This is a genomic window from Undibacterium sp. FW305-107, assembly GCF_058788535.1.
On sequence record NZ_JBYTAV010000005.1, the window covers coordinates 233,823 to 258,155 of the forward strand.

A 24,333-nucleotide genomic window follows, 5' to 3' on the forward strand; every position below is an offset into this window, starting at 1 on the left:
TGTGCGCTAACGTACTGAAAATACTAAAATTGATTTCATAAAACCCTGTCATACGCCCTCTCACATCCCAGTTCTTTCAGATCCATGTGAAGTTTTTTTAAGCTGCGTCGTTGCTTGTTATTTTTACCTGCTTCGATTTTGAGCCAGCTTGAAAGTTGTAATGCATATTTGTCGATGGCTCTGATCGTTTGTGGCTCTGCATAGGCCGGCTCTGTGATTTAAGAGCGCAGAAAGCGCCTGACAATGTTGCGAGAGATCCCAGCCATCTGGCGATCTCGCGTAATGGAATCTGGTCACGCATGTGCCTGCGTCGAATAATATCTGGTAATGCCAGGGCTGTCGCTGTCGTCTCTTACTCATCAAGACAAGCAGGATTGTGTGCCAAACGTGGGTCACAATAAATGCACATGATCCCGCAAAGTGGGGCAATTCTCAGCGCAACCCAATACACTAGCGCAATAGGATGATGTGGGAATAAGCAATATGCTGATCCGGACTGAATATTTTCAAAATAGCTGGAAATAAGATTGATTCTCATTTACACTAACTACGTTGTTTGCCTGACATGCAATTTTGCTTGCAATGCCATGCAGGCTCATTTGTTAATCGTATTTTGTAATGAGCGCTTATGAGCAGCCTGAGATCAATGCCTAATCAGTTTGAAGATACCCGCCATCAAATTTGCACTGGCCCGGGTATCAGAATCTCCCATATCGACTATACGCCACAGCAATATCGTAGTGTGAAATCGGAGTCACCGCCCTGTCTGGCCTTGTGTGTATTTTTGGAAGGTAGCGGAGAGTCCATACTCGCTGACCGTTCAAGAATTAATTTTGCCCCGGATCAGGCACTGTTATTCGCGTCACCTGCCAGCAGTTGTTCCGAAACAAATCTGCCTGCACATCAGCGCTTGCGTGCCATCGAAATTCACTTCACCGCACAGACGCTGGAGCAGATACAGGGGATGCAGATACAACCTATGCTGGAGCGTCTGGCAGCAAATTCAAAGCTGCGCCCGGGTGGGGCCGAGAGTTTTCTGTATCAGTTCCCTGCTTCTGCTGCGATTCGCGCCATTGCAGAGCAGATTTTCCGTCAGCGTACACCTGAGGGAGTCCAGCAACTTTTCTTGCATAGCAAGGCACTCGAATTGCTGTCCTTGATGATCGATGCTTTGTTATCTCTAGTGGAAACACCACAAAGCTTGGACAAACCGGCTATACAAAAACGGGATCATAAAAAACTGGACCGCGCGCGCGAATGCCTGCTGGCCCGGCTGGATCATAACTGGTCACTGGCAGAGCTCGCGCATGCCTCCAACTTGAATGAACGCAAGCTGAAAGAAGGTTTCAAGGCTTTGTTCGGTAATTCAGTACATGCCTATTTACAAGAAAAACGCATGCAGGCTGCGGCACATTTGCTTAGCTGCACAGAACTCAGCATCACCGAAGTGGTGATGCAAACCGGTTATGCCAATCCCAGCCACTTTTCCAAATTGTTTCGACGTCATTTTGGCATGTCACCGCGTGAATTTGCCCAGCTAAAAACTTCAGCCTGACGCCATTTTTTGTTTCTCAGGCCGCCTGGCGAAAACGCCAATGGCGGCTGTTTTCCTGTTGTTGCCAGAAATGTGCGTACAAGCCTCCATGCTGTATCAGATCCATGTGATTGCCTTGTTCGACCAGCGTGCCATGGTCGAGCACGAGTATCTGATCAGCATCGGCGATGGTATGCAAGCGATGGGCGATCATTAACACTGTCTTGTCGCGCACCAGTGCCGTCATGGCTTGCCGGATTGCATGCTCATTGCCTGCGTCTATGGATGCAGTCGCTTCATCAAGCAAGATGATGGGCGCATCCTTCAAAATGGCACGAGCAATAGATAAACGTTGACGCTCACCACCAGACAAGGTACCGCCCCCCTCACCTATCACGGTCATGTAACCCTGCGGCAAGGCTTCGATGAAGTCGTGACAGCAGGCTGCACGTGCGGCGGCAACCAGTTCATCATGGTTCGCGTTCGGTCTGGCGATCAGCAGATTGCTTTCTATGGTGTCGTTGAACAGATAGCTTTCCTGCAGGACGATGGCGAACAGGTCGAGCAGATCGTCCTGATGCAGGTTACGTATGTCGATCCCACCTATGAGTATTTTGCCGCTTGCGACATCATGAAAACGCGCCAGCAAATGTACTATAGTAGTTTTGCCTGCCCCACTTGGCCCTACCAGCGCAGTCACAGTGCCAGGTTGTGCGCTAAATGAGATATTTTTCAGCGTTTGTGCACCGGCTTCAGCACTGTAACTGACATTGCAAAATTCGACATCATGCCTGTCTGGCACCAAGGCCAGGGCGGGTTCGGGGAGAGATTTTTCACCTAGCAATGCGGCGATTCTTTCAAAGCTTTTTCCATAAAAGGCCAGTTGTGCCATCAAAAGCGCTGATTCGTTCATCATGGTGTAGAAGCGATGGCTCATAACCAGAAACATGACTAACGTAGCATGCACCAGATAACCACTGATATTCAACTGGAAGGCGCGTGCGAGTACAAGTAAAAAACCAATTTCCAGCAAGACAGAAAAGCCGATGGCAGCAATCCCGGCAATGATTTCCACCCGTATGGACAAAGCACGCAGGTTTTGCAAGGCAATCAATACCTTGTCATAACCGCGTGTCGACAGGCCAAAAGCACGTATGACCTTGATACCTTGCACAAATTCCAGCAGTCGGCTATTGGTTGAGGCTTTCTGGTTTACTTTGGCGCGACTGATCTTGCTGGCGTTTTCCTTGATAAGACGAAATAATACCAATCCGGCTGCCACGCTGGTCACGGCAAGCAAGCCCAGTTGCCAGTCTATGTAAAGCAGCAATGCCACTGTCAAGCCTGCAGTGGCCAGCCTGCCACATAATTCACCTGCAAGATGGGTAAAGGCTTCTTCTACATGCAACAGGTTTTCTGTCATGACTGAAGTCAGTTCACCGGTCTGGCGACGTGCATAGAACCCCAGTGGCAGACGACGTAAATGCTCGGCAATTTGCAGGCGTAAATCACACATCATGCCTGTGCCACCGACAAAGCCATCCACATTGGCGGCAACACTGCACAGCAATTGCAACAGAAGACTGACTGACAGGATAAGCGTGAGACGAATTAAAAGACTCATATCAAAAGAGCCTTCAAACATGGCATTCAATGCTGCAAACAGTACGACATAGGGAATGGTGGCAAATAGCGATTCAGCAATCCGCCACGCTATGCTACGGCGGAACCGGCCTGTATTATTCATCGCTGCGTCGTTACGCACCAGGCGCATTAATCCAAATATCATTTGCATCAGGCAACTCCCTTGACGTGTTCATCGGCTGAGGCACTTTTTATTTTCCAGGTGGCGCTATCGCTTTGTAATTGCCACAGATGACGATATAAAGCGCAGTCTTCCAACAATTCTGCGTGTTTAGCGCAGGCTATAACACGGCCAGCATCCAGTACGACAATCTGGTCAGCATCTACTATGCTTGATAAGCGATGGGCGATGACCATGACAGTTTTGTCGCGGGTCAGCACGCCCAGGGCTTGCAGTAACTGCGCTTCGTTGAGAGGATCGGAAAATGCCGTGGCTTCATCCAGAACAATAACCGGTGCATCCTTGACCAATGCTCTGGCGATTGACAGACGCTGTTTTTCCCCTCCGGACAGGCGCGCACCACGCTCACCCAGGACAGTTTGATAGCCTTGCGGCAAACGGCTGATGAAATCGTGTGCCTGGGCCGCAGTTGCTGCTGCAATCACCTGTTCTTCACTGATGTCCTGCCGACCAAGGCGGATATTTTCCAGCACTGTGTCATGAAACAGGAAGACGTCCTGCATCACATAAGCGACCTGGGCATGCATGTTTGCCAGAGGTAGCTCACGGACATCCATACCGCCAATCTTGACAGCGCCTTGCTGCACATCCCAAAAGCGCACCAGCAATTGTGCCAACGTCGATTTACCAGCGCCACTAGGGCCAACAATGGCTGTCAAACTGCCCGCAGCAATTTTGAAACTGATGTCATGTAAAACACTCACCTCACCATAAGCAAAGCCTGCACCATCAAATTCAACGCTATTATCAGCTGGTATCAGCGCGCTAGCAGTGTCTGGTAGCTCAGGTGCCTCCATCAAATCCTGTACGCGTCCATAACCATCCTGTATCAGTCGCATCAGGCTGCCAAAAAATGCCAGTTGAAACAATGGCCGCGTAATACCCAGTCCCAATAACAGGCACAGGATAAACAATTCCAGCGGCAGGCTCCCCTGCAAATACCAGTAACCGCCAAACGGCAATATACAAAGCATGTTGGCACCAATGACCACGGTAAAAGCAGACCAGGCCGGTACCGTCAGCTTCACCATGCGCACGATAACATCGAAATAAGCGGTAACTACTTGGGGTAAACGTATTGCGCTGACCGTGCTTGCTGCACCATGATGATAAGTCTTGATGACTGCAATGCCTTGTACATACTGTACGACCTGGCTGGCCAGACTGGCATTGACTTCATTATATTCACGCATGACTTCCGGTACTTTTTTCCATAGCAGCAGTTGAACCATTATGGCTAAGGGCACAGTAATCAGAGTGACCGTAGCCATACGCCAGTCCAGGTAAAACAGGATAATGGCGCTGGCCAGTGGCAATGCAAGTCCAGCGGCGCTGTCGTTCAGATGATGGGCAATGAACAGTTCTAGCCGGTCTATGTCGTCACGCAATACTTTGTTGGTGGATTCTGCACTGCGTGCCGTGATCCAGCCCATGGGCACGCGCCTGAGTTTATCGGCCACTGCCAGCCGCAGATCGAACAGGATATTAAACGCTGCCAGGTGCGCCAGTACCCCGCCGCTGATCTGCAATAGCCAGCGCAAGCCCATTGCCAAAGCACCCCAGCCGATGATGGGCCAGAGGCCTGTGAGCGTGTTTTTTTGCTCAGGATGGGCCAATTGCAATAGCACCAGATAGGTCACCAGCAATGGTACCAGTGACAGCACACTGCTCAACGCACTCAGGAAAGTGGCCCAGACCAGGCTGGATTTGCGTTCGCCAGCCAGTGCCAGCAGTGCACCCATCCCACGTTGACGAGTTGGCGTTTTTGGTGAGGCTGTCGGATTTGACGTGAGTGATGTATTTGAAGCATCTGCTGCACCAGTTGTTTGATCTGTCATCATGCAGCCCGCCTACTCGCCTGCTGTACTTGAATATGCTCGGTGATATGAAGTTCTTCTTGCGCACTTTTGATAAAATAATTAAGCAGCATGGCCTTGGGCATGGCACTCATGATCCAATTACGCAAGCGGAAAGACCAGACACCATCTGGCAAATATAGCTTGGCGGCTTTACGTCCACGCTGTTGAAGTGCCTCTATGCCAGGACGCATACGCTGTTGATAACGCAATAGTGCTGCCGGGGTGGAATCTGCCGCCATTTCCTGTGCCAGACAGCAGGCACCAGCCAGTGCCATACTGGCCCCCTGCCCGTTTGCCAGAGTCAGGCAATGGGCCGCATCGCCCAGAAGTACCACTCTGCCGCGACTCCAGTCAGGCAGGTGTACCTGCATCAGGGCGTCCATGTAAACTGAGCTGCTGGCCGACAAATCTGCAATCGAATCAATCACGCGCGGATGGCTGCCGACAAACTGTTTGAGCAGATAGTCCTTGCGTGTAACTTGCGCAGGTGCGGCGTTCTGATCCGATTTCCAGATATGTAATGCGGTGACACCTTTTGTGCCAAGCTGGTAATACATACTCATGCGGCGTGGCTCGGCGATGGCAACCATGTCTTCTTCCAGCTGCGTATCACCATCCATCCAATAGGCAGCAGCCTGCATGCCCAGGTGCTGGCAAAAGTCGGCATCTGGCCCAAATGCGAGACGCCGGGTGGCAGAGCGAAAGCCGTCGGCACCAATTACATAGTCAAAGCGTTGGGTGCCGCCATGATTCAACTGCACGTCGACACCGTATGCATCTTGCTGCAATGATGAAATCCTGGTGCCAAACTGTAATGTAACTGCATCGCTCAGACTCTGGTGCAGGATATCTGCAAGATCGCTACGCAATACCATTTGATGGTTAAGTTGTGTCAGCAGCTTGCCGTGATTGAGTTGCATGATGGTACGCCCACGTGCATCCAGATATAAATTGCGGTTGATTGGCAAGGCAATCTGACGCAAGCACGGTAACAAGCCCATTTCTTCAATGACACGCCGCCCCGCACCGGACACACTGAGCATATAACCTTCATCGCGCAGGGTCGCAGTCTGTTCAATAACAGTGACTTCATATCCACTGCGGCTCAACCACCACGCAGCGCACAAGCCACCTATGCCAGCACCGGACACCAATATGCGTTTGCCACTCATGCGACACCTTCACTAATTGCAACTGCGTGATCACGCAACATGGCTTGTACTTCCAGACGGGATTCACGCAGAAAAAAATGCTCGGCATCCACGGTTTTTCCAGCTGTTGGTATCGCACTATAAGCCTGCCAGCCGCGCATATGGGCTGGCGTCACCAGTTTGTCGCGCGTGCCTGCCAGGGTATATATCGGGCATGGCAAGCGGCACTGGTCAAAACGCTGGTAACGCGCACCGACGGCAAAGTCCGCCTGCATGGTCTTTTGCACTGCGCGCATCATGGCCGGTGCTGCCAGCACGTCCGGCGGAGTGCCGCCCAACACTCTGAGCAACATAGCCAGATCGGCACTATCGAAAGGGATGGTTTGCAATAGGTTCATCAACATGGATGGGAGTGGCAGATGGGGGGGATTGGTCGCAGTCAGCCACAACGCTGCCGGCGGCCTGCCTGATGCTGTCAGTGCCAGCGCCAGTTCATATGCCAGCAAACCACCAAGGCAATGGCCGAACAGTGCAAACGGCTGCTCATGGCCGAGGGCATCCAGTTGTGGCCGGATCTGTGTCATGGTCCATGCAACCCACTGCTCCATGGTCTGCAAAGGTGCGTCCATCATAAAGCCTTCGCGACCAGGTAGTTGCACCGGGCAGAATTGCATTTCATTGGATAATGTTTGATGCCAGCCTCGAAATACTGAAGCACCACCACCGGCGAATGGAAAGGCAAATACCGGCAAACGCGAATCCTTGGTTGGTGCACTGTATGGAAATACTTCGTCAACAGCTTCCGGTGTCGTAAAAACCGGCACTTCCGTTGACCTGCCTGCTAATGTCGGTAATGGCAAATACCAGTCTGGCGCATTGTTATCCACAGACCTGTTGTCACGTGTAAAGCGCATGGCCTGATACCGCAAATTTGTGGTCGCCAATGCGACTTGTTGCGCAGCAAGTTCATCGCTGAGTACCGTTCTCAGGAAATTTTCTTCACTACTGCTCACATTGACAGCGACAGCATTTTCCTGGTACTTGGTTTGCCTGCATGTGGCCGCAGCCAGTACGCCTGCGCTCAGGTCACGACTGGAATCGAGAGTGAAACCACAGTCCTGAATACGGCTGACCAGTATTGTCCAGGCAGTGTCGTCAAGCAGATCAGCAACCAATAGGCAGCCACCAGCACGCAAAGCTTGTGCCGCACTACTTACAAAAGCAGATGTTGCCTGCAATTCCTGGAGCAGTTCTATCGCCAGTATCACATCCTGGCTGGCATTCGCGAGTGGCAGGCTAATCGCATCAGCCACTTGCCAGCGTATTTTCAGTCTACCGAAGCTGCGACGGCAAGCGTCAATCTGTTCTGGTGACAGGTCTATGCCAGTCAGTCCGGCAGGCTTGTGCCTGTTCGCAATCGCTGCCAATGATCCACCACGCCCACAACCAGCGTCAAGGATATGGCGAGCTTCCAAGGGAGTATCTCCAATGATTTCCCACAGCAGATGCTCTTGCGTATCATGTACGCTTTGATTACTTTCAGGAGCGGCATAACCGCGATTCATGAATTCAAAACGATGTCCGCCATCCAGGGTGTTTATCAGCTCATTCAGACGCGCATACACCAGGCGTGTCAGCATCGCAGCTTCCTGTACTTGCAATTTTGCAGCCCTCATGAACTGGCCTCGGCCAGCATGACAGATGGTTTGGCTGTATCTGACTGGTCCGCAACGACGTCAGTTACAGTTTCTGTCACAGCACCCGCAACGGCTTTGGCATACAGACGCGGTGCCAGCAAGCAACCTGCAAATGCCAGACCACTGGTGATCATGAAAGTGACACCATATCCAAGTCTGGATGTCACCCAGCCAGCACTCAGACCAAATACCAGGGCGCAAAAAGCGTCGGTGCATTGCAATAATGAATAGTCAGTGCCAGCCTGTGCTGGTGATGCCCAGTCCATCATGATGGTATACAAGACCACGAAACCGAGTGACATCGTTGTGCAAAATAGCAAAAACACAGTCGCCAGTAAAACTTTGGCGTGCCACCCCTGGCTTTCCAATAGCAGATAAGTGAGTTGGAGTACCAGATACGCAATCAGGCTGGCTTTCAGCATGCTTACACGCGAGTAAGGCTTCAGCAATATGCCGCCCAACAAGGCACCGACGACCCCGGCAATGGCAACGCCAGCACCAGACAGGATACCAACTTCAACCACGGCAAATCCACGATCCACCAGATAAGTCAGCATGATGGTGCTGAACCAGCGCATCGACGCCTGGCAACTAATGATGGTTGCCATACCCCAGCGTATGGACGGCCTGCACCAGGCTGCCTTGAGACTGGGCGTTGTTGCAATGACAGGCACTATTGCCACCATGCGCCGTCTGCGCATCCATAAAGCAGGTAAGCCACACACAGCGACCAATGCTGCCAGGGCACGTATGCCGGTTTCCCATCCGAGATAGCCAACCGCTGTCACCAGCAAACCGCCACCCAGTATGTAGCCCAGGTAGCTGCCGCCTATCTGCATGCTGTTACCCAAACTGCGTTGCGCCAAGGGTAAAGCCTGCACCGCCATGCCATCGGTGACGATGTCTTGCGTCACCGATGCCACCATCAGTATCAGCAGCAAAAAAATGATGGCTGACAGCGTTGATTCCAGCGGAAGTAAAGTCAAAATCAGCACACCAAGCAGCAGGAATAGCTGAAAATTACCTGCCCAGCGCAGGCTTTGTTCAGGCTGACCCTCAGTCAGGCGATCTATCCGGGATGCCCATAAAAATTTCAGGGCACTCGGCAAGAACAGCAGTGACAGCAAACCTATTTTGTCCAGCCCTATACCACGTGCACGCAAAAGTACGGGCAAGCCTTCATGTACCAACCCACTCAGTAAGCCCTGTGTGGCATACAACCCACCCAATACCGTAAGCAGGCTGCCAGCAGCTAATGGTGTACCAATTTTTTTCATCATAATTGCGCTTGCAGGCGTAAGCCGACTGTGCGTCCACGATTATATTGGCCGAAATCACCCAGTGGTCCGAATGAGAATGCGTAGTTAGGCACGACACGGTCACTGACATTGTCAACATACGCAGTCAGGCTAAGACGCTTGTTGATTTCCCACTGGACTGAGGTGTCCAGCAGGGTATACGTTGGCTGATGTAATGTATTGGCAGTGTCGAACCACAAATCACCGGAATAAGTAAGGTCAGTACTCCAGCGCAGCAAACCAGCACCTGCCAACTGGAAGCGCAGTTCAGTACCAGCCCGCAGGCTTAACGGCGCAACATAGGGAACGCGTTTACCGTTCAGATCCAGATTGCCTGCCGGCGCATGAAAATTTTCTATAGCGCTGCGCGTCCAGCTTGCACCACCGCGCAGGCTGAAGTCTGGTGTAGCAGCAAAGGCAGCATTAATTTCCAGGCCATTCACCTTGGCATCACCAACATTAGCCAACATCTGAAATGGGCCTGATTGCACAGGTGCCTGCAAGCCCCGCGTTTTACTATGGTAGATAGTGCCATCCAGCTGCAAGCGATGACCCATCAGATCAGCTTTGAAACCAGCTTCCAGGTTACGTATGGTTTCTGCCTCATACGGAATACCACCAGCCGTATTTTCTGCAACGCGGTTATAGCCACCTGCCTTGTAACCCTCGCTGACCAAGCCATACAAACGCCACTCTGGATTTAATTGATAACCCACTGCCAGTTTGGGGCTGACATGGCTGAAACGCTTGTCAGCAACAAAAGACAGGGCCGCCGGACCTGTGCGTTTAAAATCAATATCCGCTTTGTCTACGCTATAGCGCAGGCCGCCCGTCAAATCCAGACGCTCGTCAATATGCCAGACTGCCTCACCAAAAATCGCAGTGGATGTAATGGTTGATGCACTTTTGCTGGGTCCAGGGAACAGGAAGGCAGGTACCGTTGGTACTGCGACACTACGAAGACGTTCAAAGTCCTGTTTTTCATAATACAGACCAAACAGACCATCTACTACACGCTTGCCGCCACTGGTTGCCAGGCGCAATTCCTGATAATAGGTCTTCTGTTTTTCCGGGTCGGCATTCCCGGTGGTGATTACCCTGTCAAATTTTCTGTCTTGATATGAACTGCTGGATGTCAGCTTCCAGCCATTGACGAAGTAATCAACACCAAGCCCGACCTGACTGACCGTGCGGGTCAACACTGGTTCAGTAAAATCAAATGGCGTGCTGGCTATGGCGCGACGATCTTTCAATGGGAAAGATTGAAAGTATTCGTCATGCGCACTATAGCGATCACGGCTGACAGTCAGCATGGCGTCCAGGTTGCCGCCCGTTGGCGCCCAGCGCAATCGTGCACGCCCCAATGCTTCGCGGCTTGAACCCAGATCATCTGCGCCATTCGCGCGTAAGCGACCTGGATATTCGTCAGCATGGACATTGATATCGCCATACAAACTGTCCTTAACCAATGCACCGCCTGCCATCACATCAAGACGACGCGTCATGTTGCTGACATCCAGAGTCAATTGCGCCTTGCTGGTGTAATTTGGTTTGTTGGTAACGATATTGATAACGCCACCCTGAGCAGACCGACCATACAAACTGCCTTGTGGCCCTTTCAATAATTCGATTTGTGCAACCCCAGTCAGCGGTTGCGCAAAATAGGTCATATCCTGCGGTATGCCATCAACATACACCGTCACGGCAGGGTTATAAAAATCGATCGCGGGTGCACCGCGCATGCTGAACAAGGAATATACGCGCGTACTGCGCGGCATGACTGTCAATTCGGGGAATATCTTTCCCAGTTCATCGGTACGCACCACACCTGCAGCATTCAAGCGCGCTGCTGTCGCCACAGAGCTTGCCACATCAGGCGTCAGGCCGGTGGCATCAAGTTTGGTGGAAGTCACCACCAGTTCTGGCAATACATAGTCTTCACGCTGCTGCGCCGCGACTCCGGTCATGACACCACTTGCGCCTAGCGCTCCACCAGCCAGTAAAACGCTTCGCAAATAACTCAACTTCATTATTTCACTCCCCTTTTATCAGTGGGGGCAGTATCCACGTCAATTCCCTGGAGCACTACCGCGATCGGTGTCAAAAATATCGTAATCAGTACTTTTAATTGATAATCATTCTCATTTATAAGATATTCATATGCTAATACGGAAAACCGATAAGTCCCCAGCGAGACAAGCAGGTTTCCGCCAATGCCAACTGATATCGAGGTAAGAGATGCTCCCCAAACCCACCATTTCCTTGCGCCAGCACGCCACCCTGATTGACTGGATAGAACATCATGCAAAGCATCAACCTGACACCGAAGCCCTGTGTTTTATCGGCCAGCGTGGAGATGGCAGTGATGATGTACGGCTGACTTATGCCGCTCTATCGAAACGCGTGCAGTGCTATGCCGCCAGTTTGCAAAAACATGCGACGCCGGGTGAGAGTGCACTGATTCTGTTCCCTTCGGGAATAGATTATGTCGTGGCTCTGCTGGCTTGCTTTTATGCAGGCATAACGGGCGTACCAGTCAATTTGCCAGGTGCAGCAAGAGTAAAGCGTGTACTGCCAAAACTGGGCGACATCACGCGCGACTGTCGTCCTACCCTGCTTATCAGTAACAAGCAGGTTGCAGAAGCCAGTGGCAGCGATCTGCAAATATTTGCCGATGAACATAAGCTGCATTTACTGCAACTGGAACAAATGCAGGAAGGCGATCCACAAATATGGCAACGACCAGCGCTGGACGGTGCTGCACTGGCCTTCCTGCAATACACATCAGGATCAACTGGTCAGCCCAAAGGGGTTATCAATCGCCATGGTCCCTTGTTGCACAATCTCGAATTTCTTGGACGGCTGACTGCAGTCGACACACGCCCTGCCACGGACACTGTCATTGCCAGTTGGTTGCCGTTATTCCATGATCTGGGCTTGATCATGGGCATCTTATTGCCGCTGGCTTATGGTGGCCGCGCCGTCTATATGGCACCGATGGCTTTTGCTGCAGACCCATTGCGCTGGCTGGAAGTGGCAACGCGCGAGTTTGCAACCGCCCTGCCCTGTCCATCATTTGCCTTGCGTCTGTGCGCTGATGAAGCCAAAACAGCCGCGCAAAGGCTGTCCAAGATCGACCTTACCTCTGTTACTTGCCTGATGCCAGCGGCCGAACCGGTATTGCCCGCTCAGATAGAGAGTTTCCATGCCACGTTTGCTGCATATGGTTTGCGCCGAACAGCAATCAAGCCAGCCTATGGTCTGGCTGAAGCGACTTTATTGGTGACCGCCCATGTTGATGACCATGATCCCTATTTCATTGACGTGGACAAGACGAAACTGGAGCGTGGGCATGTTGTCGTTAGCCCAACCCTTGATGAAAACACAGACACAGGCAGGCGCCGCTACACCAGCAATGGCAATGATTTTGGTGGACAGGATGTACGCATCGTTAATCCTGAAACCTATGCAGCCCTGGCGGAAGACCAGGTTGGTGAAATCTGGATCAATGGCCCTGCCGTTGCAGGCGGTTACTGGAACAAGCCAGAACTGAACCGCGATATCTTTGGTGCCTGCATAGCCAGCATCAATATCAATGAAGAAGACTGCAAGCCCTATCTGCGTACTGGCGATATGGGTTTCATGCATGAGGGACACTTGTTTGTCACGGGCAGGCTGAAGGACATGCTACTGTTCCGCGGACAATGCCATTACCCGAATGATATAGAAGTCACCAGTGGCCGCAGTCATGAGGCTGCAGTGCCGGAAAGTGGCGCTGCATTCTCGATCACTCAGAATGATGAACAAACAGAGCATCTGGTCATCGTACAGGAAGTCCTTAAGCAGGCTGATGTCGATTACCAGCATATAGTCAACACCATACGCACATCAGTGGCCGAAGAGCATCAGCTGAGCAGTCATGCCATCGTACTGATACGTAAAGGCACTTTACCGCGTACTACCAGTGGCAAGGTGCGACGTGCCGCGGTGCGTCAGGCCTATCTTGATGGCAGCTTACCTGTCTTACACCGGCATGTACTGGACACACAACAAATCGTGGAAGTATCCGCGGATACTGCTTTACTGGATACATTGCGCCCACTGTCACTGGCACAACGCCACCAACATTTACGCAACTGGCTGGCAAACGAAGCTGCCACCATACTGGGTACTGTCACAACAAGAGCAATACATCCCGAAGCCAGCCTGTTTAATTATGGGCTGGACTCCATGTCGGCAGCACGCCTGGCCACAAGCGTAGCCAAATCTCTGGGAATGGGCTTGCCGGACAACGTGATATTCGACCATTCCAGTCTGACTGAACTTGCAGTGCACTTACAAACTGTCTTGGTGACCCAGGCACGCTTGCCACTCGCTGCCGATAATTCGTTGCCAGTTTCGACCACTCCGGACCGCGATACAGGAAAAGCAGTTCCCGCTTCCACAGACAAAGAAGCCATCGCCGTCATCGGCATGGCATTCCGCTTGCCAGGTCAGGATGGGCAAGATGCCAATAATGATGAAGCATTCTGGGCCATGCTGGAGCAAGGCGGTTGCGCCATACGCCCTGCGCCATCAGAACGTTTCCGTACCCGTGAAGATATACCCGGTTTTGGTGCTTACCTGAACCATGTTGATCAGTTTGACGCTGCCTTTTTCGGCATGTCACCGCGTGAAGCGATGAATACAGATCCCCAGCAACGCCTGTTGCTGGAAGTGGCATGGCATGCGCTGGAAGATGCAGGCCAGCGCCCTGCTACCTTGCGTGGTGGCGACACCGGCGTATTTGTGGGCATAGGTACGGGCGATTATGGCCACCTGCCCTTCATCAGTGGTGAACCTTCACATTTTGATGCCTACTGGGGTACTGGCACTTCATTTGCTGCCGCCTGTGGTCGCCTGTCTTTCAGCTTTGGCTGGGAAGGCCCATCCATGGCAGTGGATACGGCATGCTCGGCTTCGCATAGTGCCTTGCATCTGGCGGTGCAAAGCCTGCGTGCGCGTGAATCTGGCTTGTCACTGGCTGCCGGGGTCAAATTGCAGTTATTGCCGGAAGTTGATCTGGTATTGCACAAGGCCGGCATGCTGGCTCTTGATGGTCGTTGCAAGACACTGGATGCACGCGCTGACGGTTATGTACGTGGCGAAGGATGTGTGGTGCTGGTGCTGAAACGTTTGTCCGATGCTTTGGCCGATGGTGATGCCATACGTGCCGTCATCCGCGACACGACGGTACGCCAGGATGGTGCAGGTAGCAGCCTGTCAGCACCGAATGGCGCTGCCCAGCAACGCCTGCTGAGCCTGGCGCTCAAAAAAGCGGGGCTGACACCCGCTGATATCGACTATATCGAATTGCATGGCACCGGCACCCGCCTTGGCGACCCGATTGAGTATCAATCTGTCGCTGATGTTTTTCGTGGTCGCGACCTGGATGATCCTTTATGGCTGGGTTCAGTCAAGACCAATATCGGTCATCTGGAAGCTGCCGCCGGAGCTGCCGGTCTGGTCAAGACCATACTCGCCATCGAACATGGCAAGTTGCCGCCTGCTGTTGAATTGCAAAATGTTAATCCGTTGATCGATCTGGATATCATTCCTGCGCGGGTGCCAGGTCAAACCATCAACTGGCCCGTGCGTCAGGCTCTGCGTCGCGCGGGTGTGACCTCATACGGCTTTGCTGGAACCATAGCCCATGTCTTGCTGGAGCAGGCACCTGTGGTAGCTAGCGCCAAGCCATCAGAAAAAATCACTGCATCCCAGCTTTTCCTGCTGTCTGCACGCTCAGCAGAATCACTGCGCATGCTGGCATCCAGCCATGCAGAAAATTTAGCAGGCTGCGATGACTTGCCTGCCCTGGCACGCGGCATGGCACGCCAGCGTGAGCACCACAGCATGCGCGCCGCCGTACTCGCATCCAGCCGTGAAGAACTGGCTAGCGGTTTGCAGCAACTGGCAGCACCCGGATATACAGCGACAGAAGCAATGCGTAATCCACGCATAGGCTTTTTGTTTACCGGACAGGGTTCACAATATAGTGGCATGGCACGTGAGCTGTATGCACAGCAGCCTGATTTCCGGCAGGCGCTGGATGCCGTTGATGCTGCGCTCGCTGCTGACCTGGGCATGTCTGTCATCACCCTGATGCATGACGATGCACAAAATGAACGCTTGCAACAAACCGCATTTGCCCAGCCAGCTCTATTTGCACTTGGCTATGCGCTGGCAAAAATGTGGCAGGCTTTTGGTGTGCAGCCAAGTATCGTGCTTGGTCACTCCATAGGTGAATTCGCAGCGATGGTCATTGCTGGCTCGCTGACACTAGAACAGGCTGCGCGCCTGATCGTCAAACGTGGCGCATTGATGCAGGCACTACCGGCTGGTGGCGCCATGCTGGCGGCTCGTGCAACGCCGGAACAGGCAATTGCCGTATTGGCCCAATTGCATGCTGGCCATGCAAGCGAGATTGCCATTGCAGCCTTCAATGGCCCGCAGGATGTGGCGTTTTCTGGCTCTGCAGCCGCCATGGAAGCCGTACAAGCCCTTTTGACTGAACAACAATTGCATGCACGGGCTTTGCAGGTATCCCATGCCTTCCACTCTCCCTTGCTTGATCCCATGCTGGCTGCATGGGAAATCGAGTGTGCAGCACAAACGATGCAAGCCCCCCGCATTGCAGTCTGCTCCAGTCTGACAGGTGAATTGCTGATCCAGGCACCCGATGCTGTCTATTGGAAAAATCACGCGCGCCAGCCAGTACGCTTTGACCAGGCCTTGCAAAATGCTGCCAGCACCTGCGACATTCTTTTGGAAATAGGTCCGAACGCCATTTTGAGTGCGGTAGCCCAACGTAACCAGGTTGTGCAGCAATGGCCACATGCTGTCAATTGCCTGGCAAGCCTGCGCCGTGGTAGCAATGATCTCGTTGCCATAGGCGATGCCTGCGCAGCACTATATATCGCCGGGCAAGATTTTGATTGGGATCATGTATTCGCTGGGAGCCTGCCATCTCCACGCAGCTTGCCGCGCTACCCATTTGAACGCCAAAGCTATTGGCTCGACTATGACGATGATGCACCACGCCTGCCTTTGCAACTGCAACCGCAGCCAGAACGCGCAGCGGCGAAGCCGGTTGATCTCTACGCCATGCAGTGGGAACACTTTACGCTGGCAGAAAATGACACACATGCGGCTCGTTATTTCCTGCTGGGTGGTGACCTTGCACATACAGCCACGTTTGCTGCCGGATTGAAAGCCACTGGCGCCAATATCTACTCACTGACGGCAGGTGAATGGCCGCTGGCAGCAACTCAACTGGAAGACAGCGATATCGTCATTTATCTTGATGGCTGGCATGCGCAAGCTGAGCCCGCGACACTGGCAGATCAGCAAGGCTGGCAATTGACTGAATTCGTCAAGGTGCTGCAACACTTGCAAAAGAAACCACGCATCCTGCTGCCTACCAATGCGGGCCAGGCAATTGCAGGTGATTCAGGAAATCCTTTGCAGGCATCGTTATGGGGTGCGGCAAGGGCATTGGCGCTCGAATATCCAGGCCCGCGCTGGCTGATGGCAGACAGCGATGCTGGCCTGCTGCCGTTCGCATCTGCCCTGTCAGCCCTGCTCCCCTTGTTTGGCAATGAAGAAGCCGTCGCCTTGCGCAAGGGACTGTGGTTGCGTCCGCGGCTTGAGCATGTCAGTGCACAAGTTCATGAAATGGCAGCACCGCCAATGTTGAAACGGGACGGCATCTACCTAGTGGCCGGAGCCTATGGTGCACTTGGACGCCATGCCACTGACTGGCTGGCAAGCCGTGGCGCTCGTCATCTGCTGTTACTGGCACGTCGCTCTGCGCCAGCAGGCTGGAAGGCACGACTGGCTTTATTAAAAGCTCAGGGCATACAAATCATTCATATTGATGCCGACGTGGCAGATGCAAATGATATGGCCCGAGTGTTTACGCACATCACCCACATGGAGCAGGATAGCGGCCTCAGCTTGGCTGGTGTCTTCCATTGTGCAGGCACCAGCCGTTTCAATGATCTGGCCACGATCACGAATGAAGATTACCAGCTAGTCAGCCGCGCCAAGATACAGGGCGCATGGCTGTTGCATGAGCATACGCGCAGTCGCGCACTGGATTACTTTGTCTGCTTCACTTCGATTTCCGGCATCTGGGGCTCACGCTTGCAAATTCCTTATGGCGCAGCGAATGCCTACCAGGATGCCCTGGCGCGCATGCGTCATCACCAGGGCTTGCCTGCACTGGCAATTGCCTGGGGTCCCTGGGGCGGCGGTGCAGGTATGTCGGAAGTAGATGAAGACCTGCTGCAATTGTTGCGGGCAGCGGGTATAAGGCGGCTGGCACCAGCACGCTATCTTGCCACGCTGGATAAACTGCTGGGTGGCGAATACGTCACGGACAACGGCACTTGCGTCGCCGTCGATGTCGATTGGCAGCAATTCGTTCCCCTATACGCCTTGTACAACCCAGCCAATACTTTCGAGCGTTGCCTGAGTGCCAGCCAGGCAAATGCAATTGCCGTATCGGTCACTACAGAGACTCCCAGCGCCCTGCATGCCCTGGATGAACAGGCACGCCAGGTAGCAGTACATGCCTTCGTGATTGCCGAACTAGCCCGCACCCTGCGCGTCACACCTGCACAACTGACACCAGATATCCAGTTACTGAAGCTGGGTATGGATTCCATCCTGGTCATGGATTTCTCACGCCGTTGTGAAACTGGTCTGGGCGTCAAATGTGAATTGAAAGCCATTTTTGAGCGCAACACTCCGCAAGGCCTGACTGATTACCTGCTGGAACAAGTGGGCAAACAACTGTCGGATAGTCATGTTCATAAAGAGACTGAGCAAATCATCGCTGATCCAGCCAATGCCAACGCCCCCTTCCCGCTGACTGAGCTCCAGCATGCGTATTGGATAGGTCGTCACAGCCACTATGGCCTGGGTGGCGTAGCTTGTCATGCCTACCTGGAAGCGGATGCACCCAAGGGCCTGGACCTGGATTTGCTGGAACGCTGCTGGAATATACTGGTAGCCCGTCACGGGGCGCTGCGTCTGGTAATAGCTGAAGATGGCCAGCAACGTGTGCTGCCTGACGTGCCTGCCTATGCCTTACGTGTGGCTGACCTGACTGATGCTGACCAAACCACGGCTGATGCGCATTGCGCAGCATGGCGTGAAATCATGTCACATCAGGTGATGGATGCAGCACAATGGCCCTTGTTTGACCTGCGTGCCAGCCGCCTGCCTGGCGGAGCAGTCAGGCTGCACATCGGTATAGACATGCTGATCAACGATGCTACCAGTGGCCAGATCATCTGGGAAGAACTGGCTGCGCTATACCAGTCCAAGGCGGATATGCAGCTTGCCGGTTTATTGCCATTCCAGATCAGTTTCCGTGATTATGTGCTGACCAAATACGTCCATAGCAAGCAGCGCCGTACTGAGCGCGAATCTGCCAAGGCATTCTGGCTGGAGCGCATCCCTGTCCTGCCACCGGCCCCACAACTGCCTTTGCGGGCTGAAGCCTTGCGCCAAACCAGTCCGACATTCTCACGCAGACAACAGCAACTGGCAGCACCCTTGTGGCAAAGCTTGCGCGACCAGGCGGCCCAGGCAGGTTGTACACCAGCGTCATTGCTGATCACTGTGTTCGCCGAAGTGCTGGCAGCCTGGAGTGCAGAACCGCAATTCACGCTGAACCTCACTATATTTGATCGTTTGCCCTGGCATGCCGATGTGCCGCGCCTGCTGGGTGACTTTACTGCCGTCACCTTGCTGCCACTCGATTGCAGCGACGCACTGCCATTTGGCCAGCGTGCCGCGGCCGTTAATGGCACAGTGCTTGAACATTTGCAGCATCGTGCTTTCAGCGCCGTCGATGTCATGCGTGAATGGAACCGTGGCCGCGAACGTCAGGATGCGATAGCCATGCCTGTCGTTTTCACCAGCCAGTTAGGCATGAATGATCCAACCAAGGGGGCAGCGCCGGACAGTGCACTCGGCGATGTCGTCTACGGCATCAGCCAGACCCCACAAGTGTGGCTGGATCACCAGGCATGTGAGCTCGATGGCGCACTGATTTATAACTGGGATGCTGTCGACGCCCTGTTCCAGCCCGGCACGCTGGATGCCATGTTCAATGCCTATCACGGCTTGCTGGAAAAGTTGGCGACACAGCCACAGGCCTGGCAGCAGGCATTACCAGCATTGCTGCCACCAAGCCAGCAGGCAGTACGCGCCCAGGTCAATGCCAGTGCTGCCCCTATGTCTGATCGTTGTCTTGATCAGTTGTTCTTTGAACAGGCGCAGCGCAACCCGCAAGCTGTCGCCATGATCGCCCATGAACAACAATGGTCATATGCAGAACTGGCAGACTGGTCCTTGCGTCTGATAAACGCCTTGTTACAGCATGGCGCAAAGCGCAGCGACCGCGTTGCTGTGGTCATGCGTAAGGGGCCGGAACAGGTAGCTGCCTGTCTTGGTATCCTGGCGGTCAGTTGCGTATATGTGCCGGTAGATGCCGATGTACCTGCAGCACGTCTGCAAGCAATACTTGATGGCAGCCATACAAAACTGGTGTTGACACAGGCTGATTGCCTGCCCATCGTGCAGGAAATGTGTGCCGGTCGCGACGTGACTGTGCTGGATGCCAGCCACGCTGCGACACAAATCTGGCCAGCCAATCTGCCACAAGTTGAACGGACAGTGACAGATCATGCTTATGTCATCTACACCTCAGGTTCAACCGGCATCCCCAAAGGGGTATTGATTGATCACCGTGGTGCGGTGAATACGGTGCTGGATATCAACCGTCGCTTTGATATCGGCCACACTGACCGGGTACTGGGTTTGTCCTCGCTGTATTTCGATTTATCTGTATATGACCTGTTCGGTATTTTTGCGGCTGGTGCTGCACTGGTGTTGCCAGCAGCAAGTGGCACTCGCGACCCTGCACACTGGCTGGATTTGCTGTTGCGCCATCGTGTCACAGTCTGGAATTCAGTACCAGCCCTGCTTGAGCTTTTACTTGACGAAGCAGAAGCTGCCGGTGCATCACTGGCTGGCCTGCGCCAGGTATTCCTGAGCGGCGACTGGATAGCACTGGGTTTACCAGCACGACTGCGCACGCAGGCTCCGCAGGCAAGGCTGGTGGCCATGGGTGGTGCGACCGAGGCATCGATCTGGTCCAACTGGCTTATCGTGCCAGAAATACTGCCAACACAATGGCGTTCCATTCCCTATGGTTATCCACTTGCCAACCAGCATTACCGTGTGCTGGATACGCGCCTGCGCGATTGCCCTGACCATGTCAGCGGTGATTTGTATATAGGTGGCACGGGTCTGGCCGTCGCGTATGAAAATGATGCTGCCAAGACTGCCACCGGCTTTATTACCCATCCAGTACATGGCGAACGCCTGTACCGCACTGGCGACCTGGCCCGTTACTGGGGTGATGGCACGCTGGAATTCTTGGGAAGGCGTGACTTCCAGGTCAAAATCGCTGGCAACCGCATAGAGCTGGGTGAAATTGAAAGCGCGCTCTTGAGCCATCCTGGCGTACGTGAGGCGGTTGCCGATGCTGTTGGCCCGGCACGTGGCAACAAGCGTTTGGCGGCATGGGTAGTACCAAATGCTGCCGACACCAGTCTGTACGATGCTTTTGCAGGCAACCCAGTCTTGCACAGCGAGTGTTGGGATGCTGTTGAGCAGACTGGCCGTCAAACTTTTGCCCAGACATACAGCACGCAGCAAGCACAGCAACTGGAACAGTTCTGGTCTTTGATGGACCACATTGGTCAATGCATGATGCGCGATACCTTGCTGGCTGCTGGTGTCGTCTCCGGCGATCATGGACAAATACTACAGATGCTGGCACCCGCACCGGACCTGGTAGTGCTGGCACAACGCTGGTTGAACACTCTGGATCTTAATACGCAATATGACAGCGAATCTGCCTGGAATAGCCTGACGCCGGCAGCACTGGACTTCGGCTTATCACGCGCGGTCTTGCAACGTCTGCGTTCAGGCGCGACTCAAAGGCTGGAAGTGTTGCGCGGCCAGGCCAGCGCGCTGGAAGTGTTTTATGGCGCGGATGACACTCTGGCACCAGAACAAATGACACGCATGAATCCGCTGTCCAGTCTTTGCACATCTGCGCTGGCCGCCACCATACACAGTATTGCGCAGCGTCTGGGACGACCTTTGCGCATACTGGAAATTGGTGCGCGCAGTGGTGCAGCTACACGTGATTTGCTGGCGCAGTTAAGCGATTGCGCGATTGACTATACCATGACCGATCCGGCACGCAGTCTGGTCGAACAGGCTGAACAGGCGTTTACCGCACAAGACAGCAGTCCCTTGCACGCCATCCATTGCCGGGTATTTGAGCATGAACGGGCAGCAGCAACACAGGGAATGCCGGAATACGAATTCGATTTACTGATTGCATTCAATGCCCTGCACCGCAGCCGCAATATACCTGCCTTGCTGCATCGTCTGCGTCGCCTGTTGAATGCAGGCGGCATGCTGCTGGCCCCGGAAATCACGCGTAACAGTGATTTCCAACTCGCTACCGTCGCCTTGCTCGAAGGTGGCTATACCCAGTTTGAAGACCGCAGGAAGTCAAATGGAAATGCGCTTTTGGCAGCAGATGCGTGGCTGGATGAATTAGCGCAGGCAGGCTTTGCAGCCAGTGCTGCATCTGGTATAGGCAGCAATGGCGGCATGCATTTGCTGACCGCACGCCAAACCGATACGGTGTTGCGTTTTGCCTCGCGTCGCCTAGTGGAGCACCTGACTACCTTGTTACCAGCATACATGGTGCCGCAGACTATTCTTGAACTGGATGCCTTGCCATTGTCTGCCACGGGCAAAGTCATGCGCCAGCAATTGCCATGTCCTGAAATGAGAGGCTCCCGCCGCATTAGTCGCCAAGCTGGCAATGATGCGATGCCACCAGCAAACGATCTGATCAGGATATGGCAAGAATTGCTGGGTGTTGAAGACCTGCATGGTGACGATGACTTCTTTGATCTCGGTGGTGATAGCTTGATCGCCGTACGTCTGATAGAAAGAGTACGCCACGGCATGAATGCACATGTCGCTTTGTCAGACCTGTTCGATGCATCCAGTCTGTCTGCATTTGCAGAAAGAGTAGCAAAGGCAGCCCCATATGAAGACAGCCTGCCACCATTGCTGCCTGATGCAGCGGAACGCTATGCGCCCTTCCCGTTGACGGATGTACAGCAAGCCTACTGGATAGGACGTGATGAAAGTTTCGAGCTGGGTGGCGTCTCCACACATCTGTATGCCGAGATTGAAGTTGAAGACCTTGCCCTTGCTGATCTGGAGCGAGGCTGGCAACAGGTCGTGGCACGCCATGACATGCTACGTGCAGTTATTAATGCTGACGGCATGCAACAGGTAGTGCAGGATTTGCCCGCCTACCATCTTGCCAGCCATGATTTGCGCGCTGCCAGTGCCTCCGAGGTATCCGAGTGGCTGGAAATCACGCGACTGGAACTGTCGCACGAAGTGTTCGACACAGCACGCTGGCCTTTGTTTACCGTGCGTGCCGCGCAGATGACAGATAGCCGTGTACGTTTATTTGTCAGCCTCGATAACCTGGTGTGCGATGGTCGCTCCATGCGTACCCTGCTGGCAGAATGGTCGCAATTCGTCCGTGATCCGGCTTTGCAATTGCCGCCACTGACGGCAAGTTTCCGCGACTATGTCATGCTGACCCAGCAAATAGAATTGCTGCCATCTTACCAGCGCTCGCTGGCTTATTGGCATGACAAGCTGAGTACCCTGGCACCTGCCCCAGCCCTACCGCTGACACACTATGCTCCGGAAGATGTATCGCCACCTCACTTCACCCGGCGCGAAGCCAGTCTGACACCGCAAAATACACTAGCCTTGCACGCACAGGCGGCAGCACATGGCGTCACTGTCAATGCAGTATTGCTGGCAGCTTATGGTGAAGTGCTTGCCAACTGGTCTGCAATACCGCGCTTTACCTTGAACCTGACCCTGTTCAACCGCCCGCCTGTGCATGAAGAAATCGATGCCCTGGTCGGTGATTTCACTTCACTTGTGTTACTGGGTTTTGATGCAGGTGTAACAGCCAGCTTTGCTGAACGGGCATTTTCCATGCAGCGTCAGATCTGGGCTGATCTGGAACACATGCAGGTATCGGCAGTCCGTGTATTACGCGAAGCCGCGCGCCGCAACCGTCGCCTGAACCAGGTTGCCATGCCGGTAGTGTTTACCAGTGGTCTGGGTGTAGCCAGCGATGGCGCTGCAGAACTTGACTGGCTGGGTGAGTTTGTCTATGGCATCAGCCAGACACCACAGGTATGGATAGACCAGCAGGTAGTTGAACGTGATGGGGCCATGGTATTCAACTGGGACTCTGTCGATGCTCTGTTCCCTGAAGGCTTGCTAGATGAAATGTTCCAGGCATACCACGGCTTGTTATTGAATCTGGCGCAGAACAGTGATGCCTGGCAAAGTCAAGTCATCATGCCAGTGAATCGCTGGCCTGCCTCAACGCTCAAATCCGTGAGTGAAATTTCAACAGCCGCATTGCCAGATGCCAGCCCTGTCATCGACGACAAATTGTTGCGCATGGTCAGCAGCCGTCTTGCTGCGCTGCTTGGTCATGCTGAACTTGCGCCACAGACCAATTTCTTTGAATTGGGTGCAACCTCACTGGATTTGATACGGCTGCGCCAACAACTGCAGTCAGATACCGGTTTGCTGCTCAGCATTACTGAAGTATTCCAGCACACCAGCATCGCCGCCCTGGCCGCCCATTTGCGCAGCCTTGATCAGTCAATGGTAACTGAAGATATGTCCAATGATGAAGCTGGTCAAGCCCGCAAGCGCCAACGTCTGGACAATGACCGCCGCCGCAAACGTGGCCAGCAATCCAAAGCCTGATG

General features: G+C 53.6%; 8 protein-coding genes. 2 read left to right on the top strand and 6 right to left on the bottom strand.

The genetic code is table 11. The annotated features are described in order from the left end of the window. Positions 1 to 628: 628 nt before the first annotated feature. Positions 629 to 1,555, top strand: coding sequence for a helix-turn-helix domain-containing protein (locus AC3WQT_RS12980; RefSeq protein WP_492704372.1), 927 nt, complete (start codon positions 629 to 631; stop codon positions 1,553 to 1,555). A gap of 16 nt (positions 1,556 to 1,571) precedes the next feature. Here the strand turns inward: AC3WQT_RS12980 and AC3WQT_RS12985 are convergent, their stop codons facing one another. The 6 genes from AC3WQT_RS12985 to AC3WQT_RS13010 are packed head-to-tail and all read right to left on the bottom strand — an operon-like array spanning position 1,572 to position 11,394. Beyond that, positions 1,572 to 3,329, bottom strand: a complete 1,758-nt coding sequence (locus AC3WQT_RS12985; RefSeq protein ID WP_492704373.1) for an ABC transporter ATP-binding protein — start codon at positions 3,327 to 3,329, stop codon at positions 1,572 to 1,574. After that, entirely contained in the window at positions 3,329 to 5,200 is a 1,872-nt protein-coding gene (locus AC3WQT_RS12990; protein ID WP_492704374.1) for an ABC transporter ATP-binding protein, read from the bottom strand. Before AC3WQT_RS12990 ends, AC3WQT_RS12985 begins: the two co-directional genes overlap by 1 nt. After that, positions 5,197 to 6,390 carry an FAD-dependent monooxygenase gene (locus AC3WQT_RS12995; protein ID WP_492704375.1) on the bottom strand — a complete coding sequence of 398 codons (1,194 nt, stop codon included), beginning with the start codon at positions 6,388 to 6,390 and terminating at the stop codon, positions 5,197 to 5,199. Before AC3WQT_RS12995 ends, AC3WQT_RS12990 begins: the two co-directional genes overlap by 4 nt. Next, entirely contained in the window at positions 6,387 to 8,045 is a 1,659-nt protein-coding gene (locus AC3WQT_RS13000; RefSeq protein ID WP_492704376.1) for a thioesterase domain-containing protein, read from the bottom strand. Before AC3WQT_RS13000 ends, AC3WQT_RS12995 begins: the two co-directional genes overlap by 4 nt. After that, entirely contained in the window at positions 8,042 to 9,346 is a 1,305-nt protein-coding gene (locus tag AC3WQT_RS13005) for an MFS transporter (protein ID WP_492704377.1), read from the bottom strand. The genes AC3WQT_RS13000 and AC3WQT_RS13005 overlap by 4 nt, the downstream gene beginning before the upstream one ends. Further along, entirely contained in the window at positions 9,343 to 11,394 is a 2,052-nt protein-coding gene (locus AC3WQT_RS13010; protein ID WP_492704378.1) for a TonB-dependent receptor, read from the bottom strand. Before AC3WQT_RS13010 ends, AC3WQT_RS13005 begins: the two co-directional genes overlap by 4 nt. Positions 11,395 to 11,602: 208 nt before the next feature. On the opposite strand from AC3WQT_RS13010, the gene AC3WQT_RS13015 reads away from it, so the two are divergent. Beyond that, positions 11,603 to 24,331: an amino acid adenylation domain-containing protein gene (locus AC3WQT_RS13015; RefSeq protein WP_492704379.1), complete on the top strand. Its 12,729-nt coding sequence runs from the start codon at positions 11,603 to 11,605 to the stop codon at positions 24,329 to 24,331. The last annotated feature ends 2 nt before the right edge of the window (positions 24,332 to 24,333 follow it).

What these genes read in the sequence shown, in the direction of transcription:
- AC3WQT_RS12980 (WP_492704372.1), top strand. Translation starts at nt 629, where the DNA reads ATGAGCAGCCTGAGATCAATGCCTAATCAGTTTGAAGATACCCGCCAT.
- AC3WQT_RS12985 (WP_492704373.1), bottom strand. Translation starts at nt 3,329, where the DNA reads ATGCAAATGATATTTGGATTAATGCGCCTGGTGCGTAACGACGCAGCG.
- AC3WQT_RS12990 (WP_492704374.1), bottom strand. Translation starts at nt 5,200, where the DNA reads ATGATGACAGATCAAACAACTGGTGCAGCAGATGCTTCAAATACATCA.
- AC3WQT_RS12995 (WP_492704375.1), bottom strand. Translation starts at nt 6,390, where the DNA reads ATGAGTGGCAAACGCATATTGGTGTCCGGTGCTGGCATAGGTGGCTTG.
- AC3WQT_RS13000 (WP_492704376.1), bottom strand. Translation starts at nt 8,045, where the DNA reads ATGAGGGCTGCAAAATTGCAAGTACAGGAAGCTGCGATGCTGACACGC.
- AC3WQT_RS13005 (WP_492704377.1), bottom strand. Translation starts at nt 9,346, where the DNA reads ATGATGAAAAAAATTGGTACACCATTAGCTGCTGGCAGCCTGCTTACG.
- AC3WQT_RS13010 (WP_492704378.1), bottom strand. Translation starts at nt 11,394, where the DNA reads ATGAAGTTGAGTTATTTGCGAAGCGTTTTACTGGCTGGTGGAGCGCTA.
- AC3WQT_RS13015 (WP_492704379.1), top strand. Translation starts at nt 11,603, where the DNA reads ATGCTCCCCAAACCCACCATTTCCTTGCGCCAGCACGCCACCCTGATT.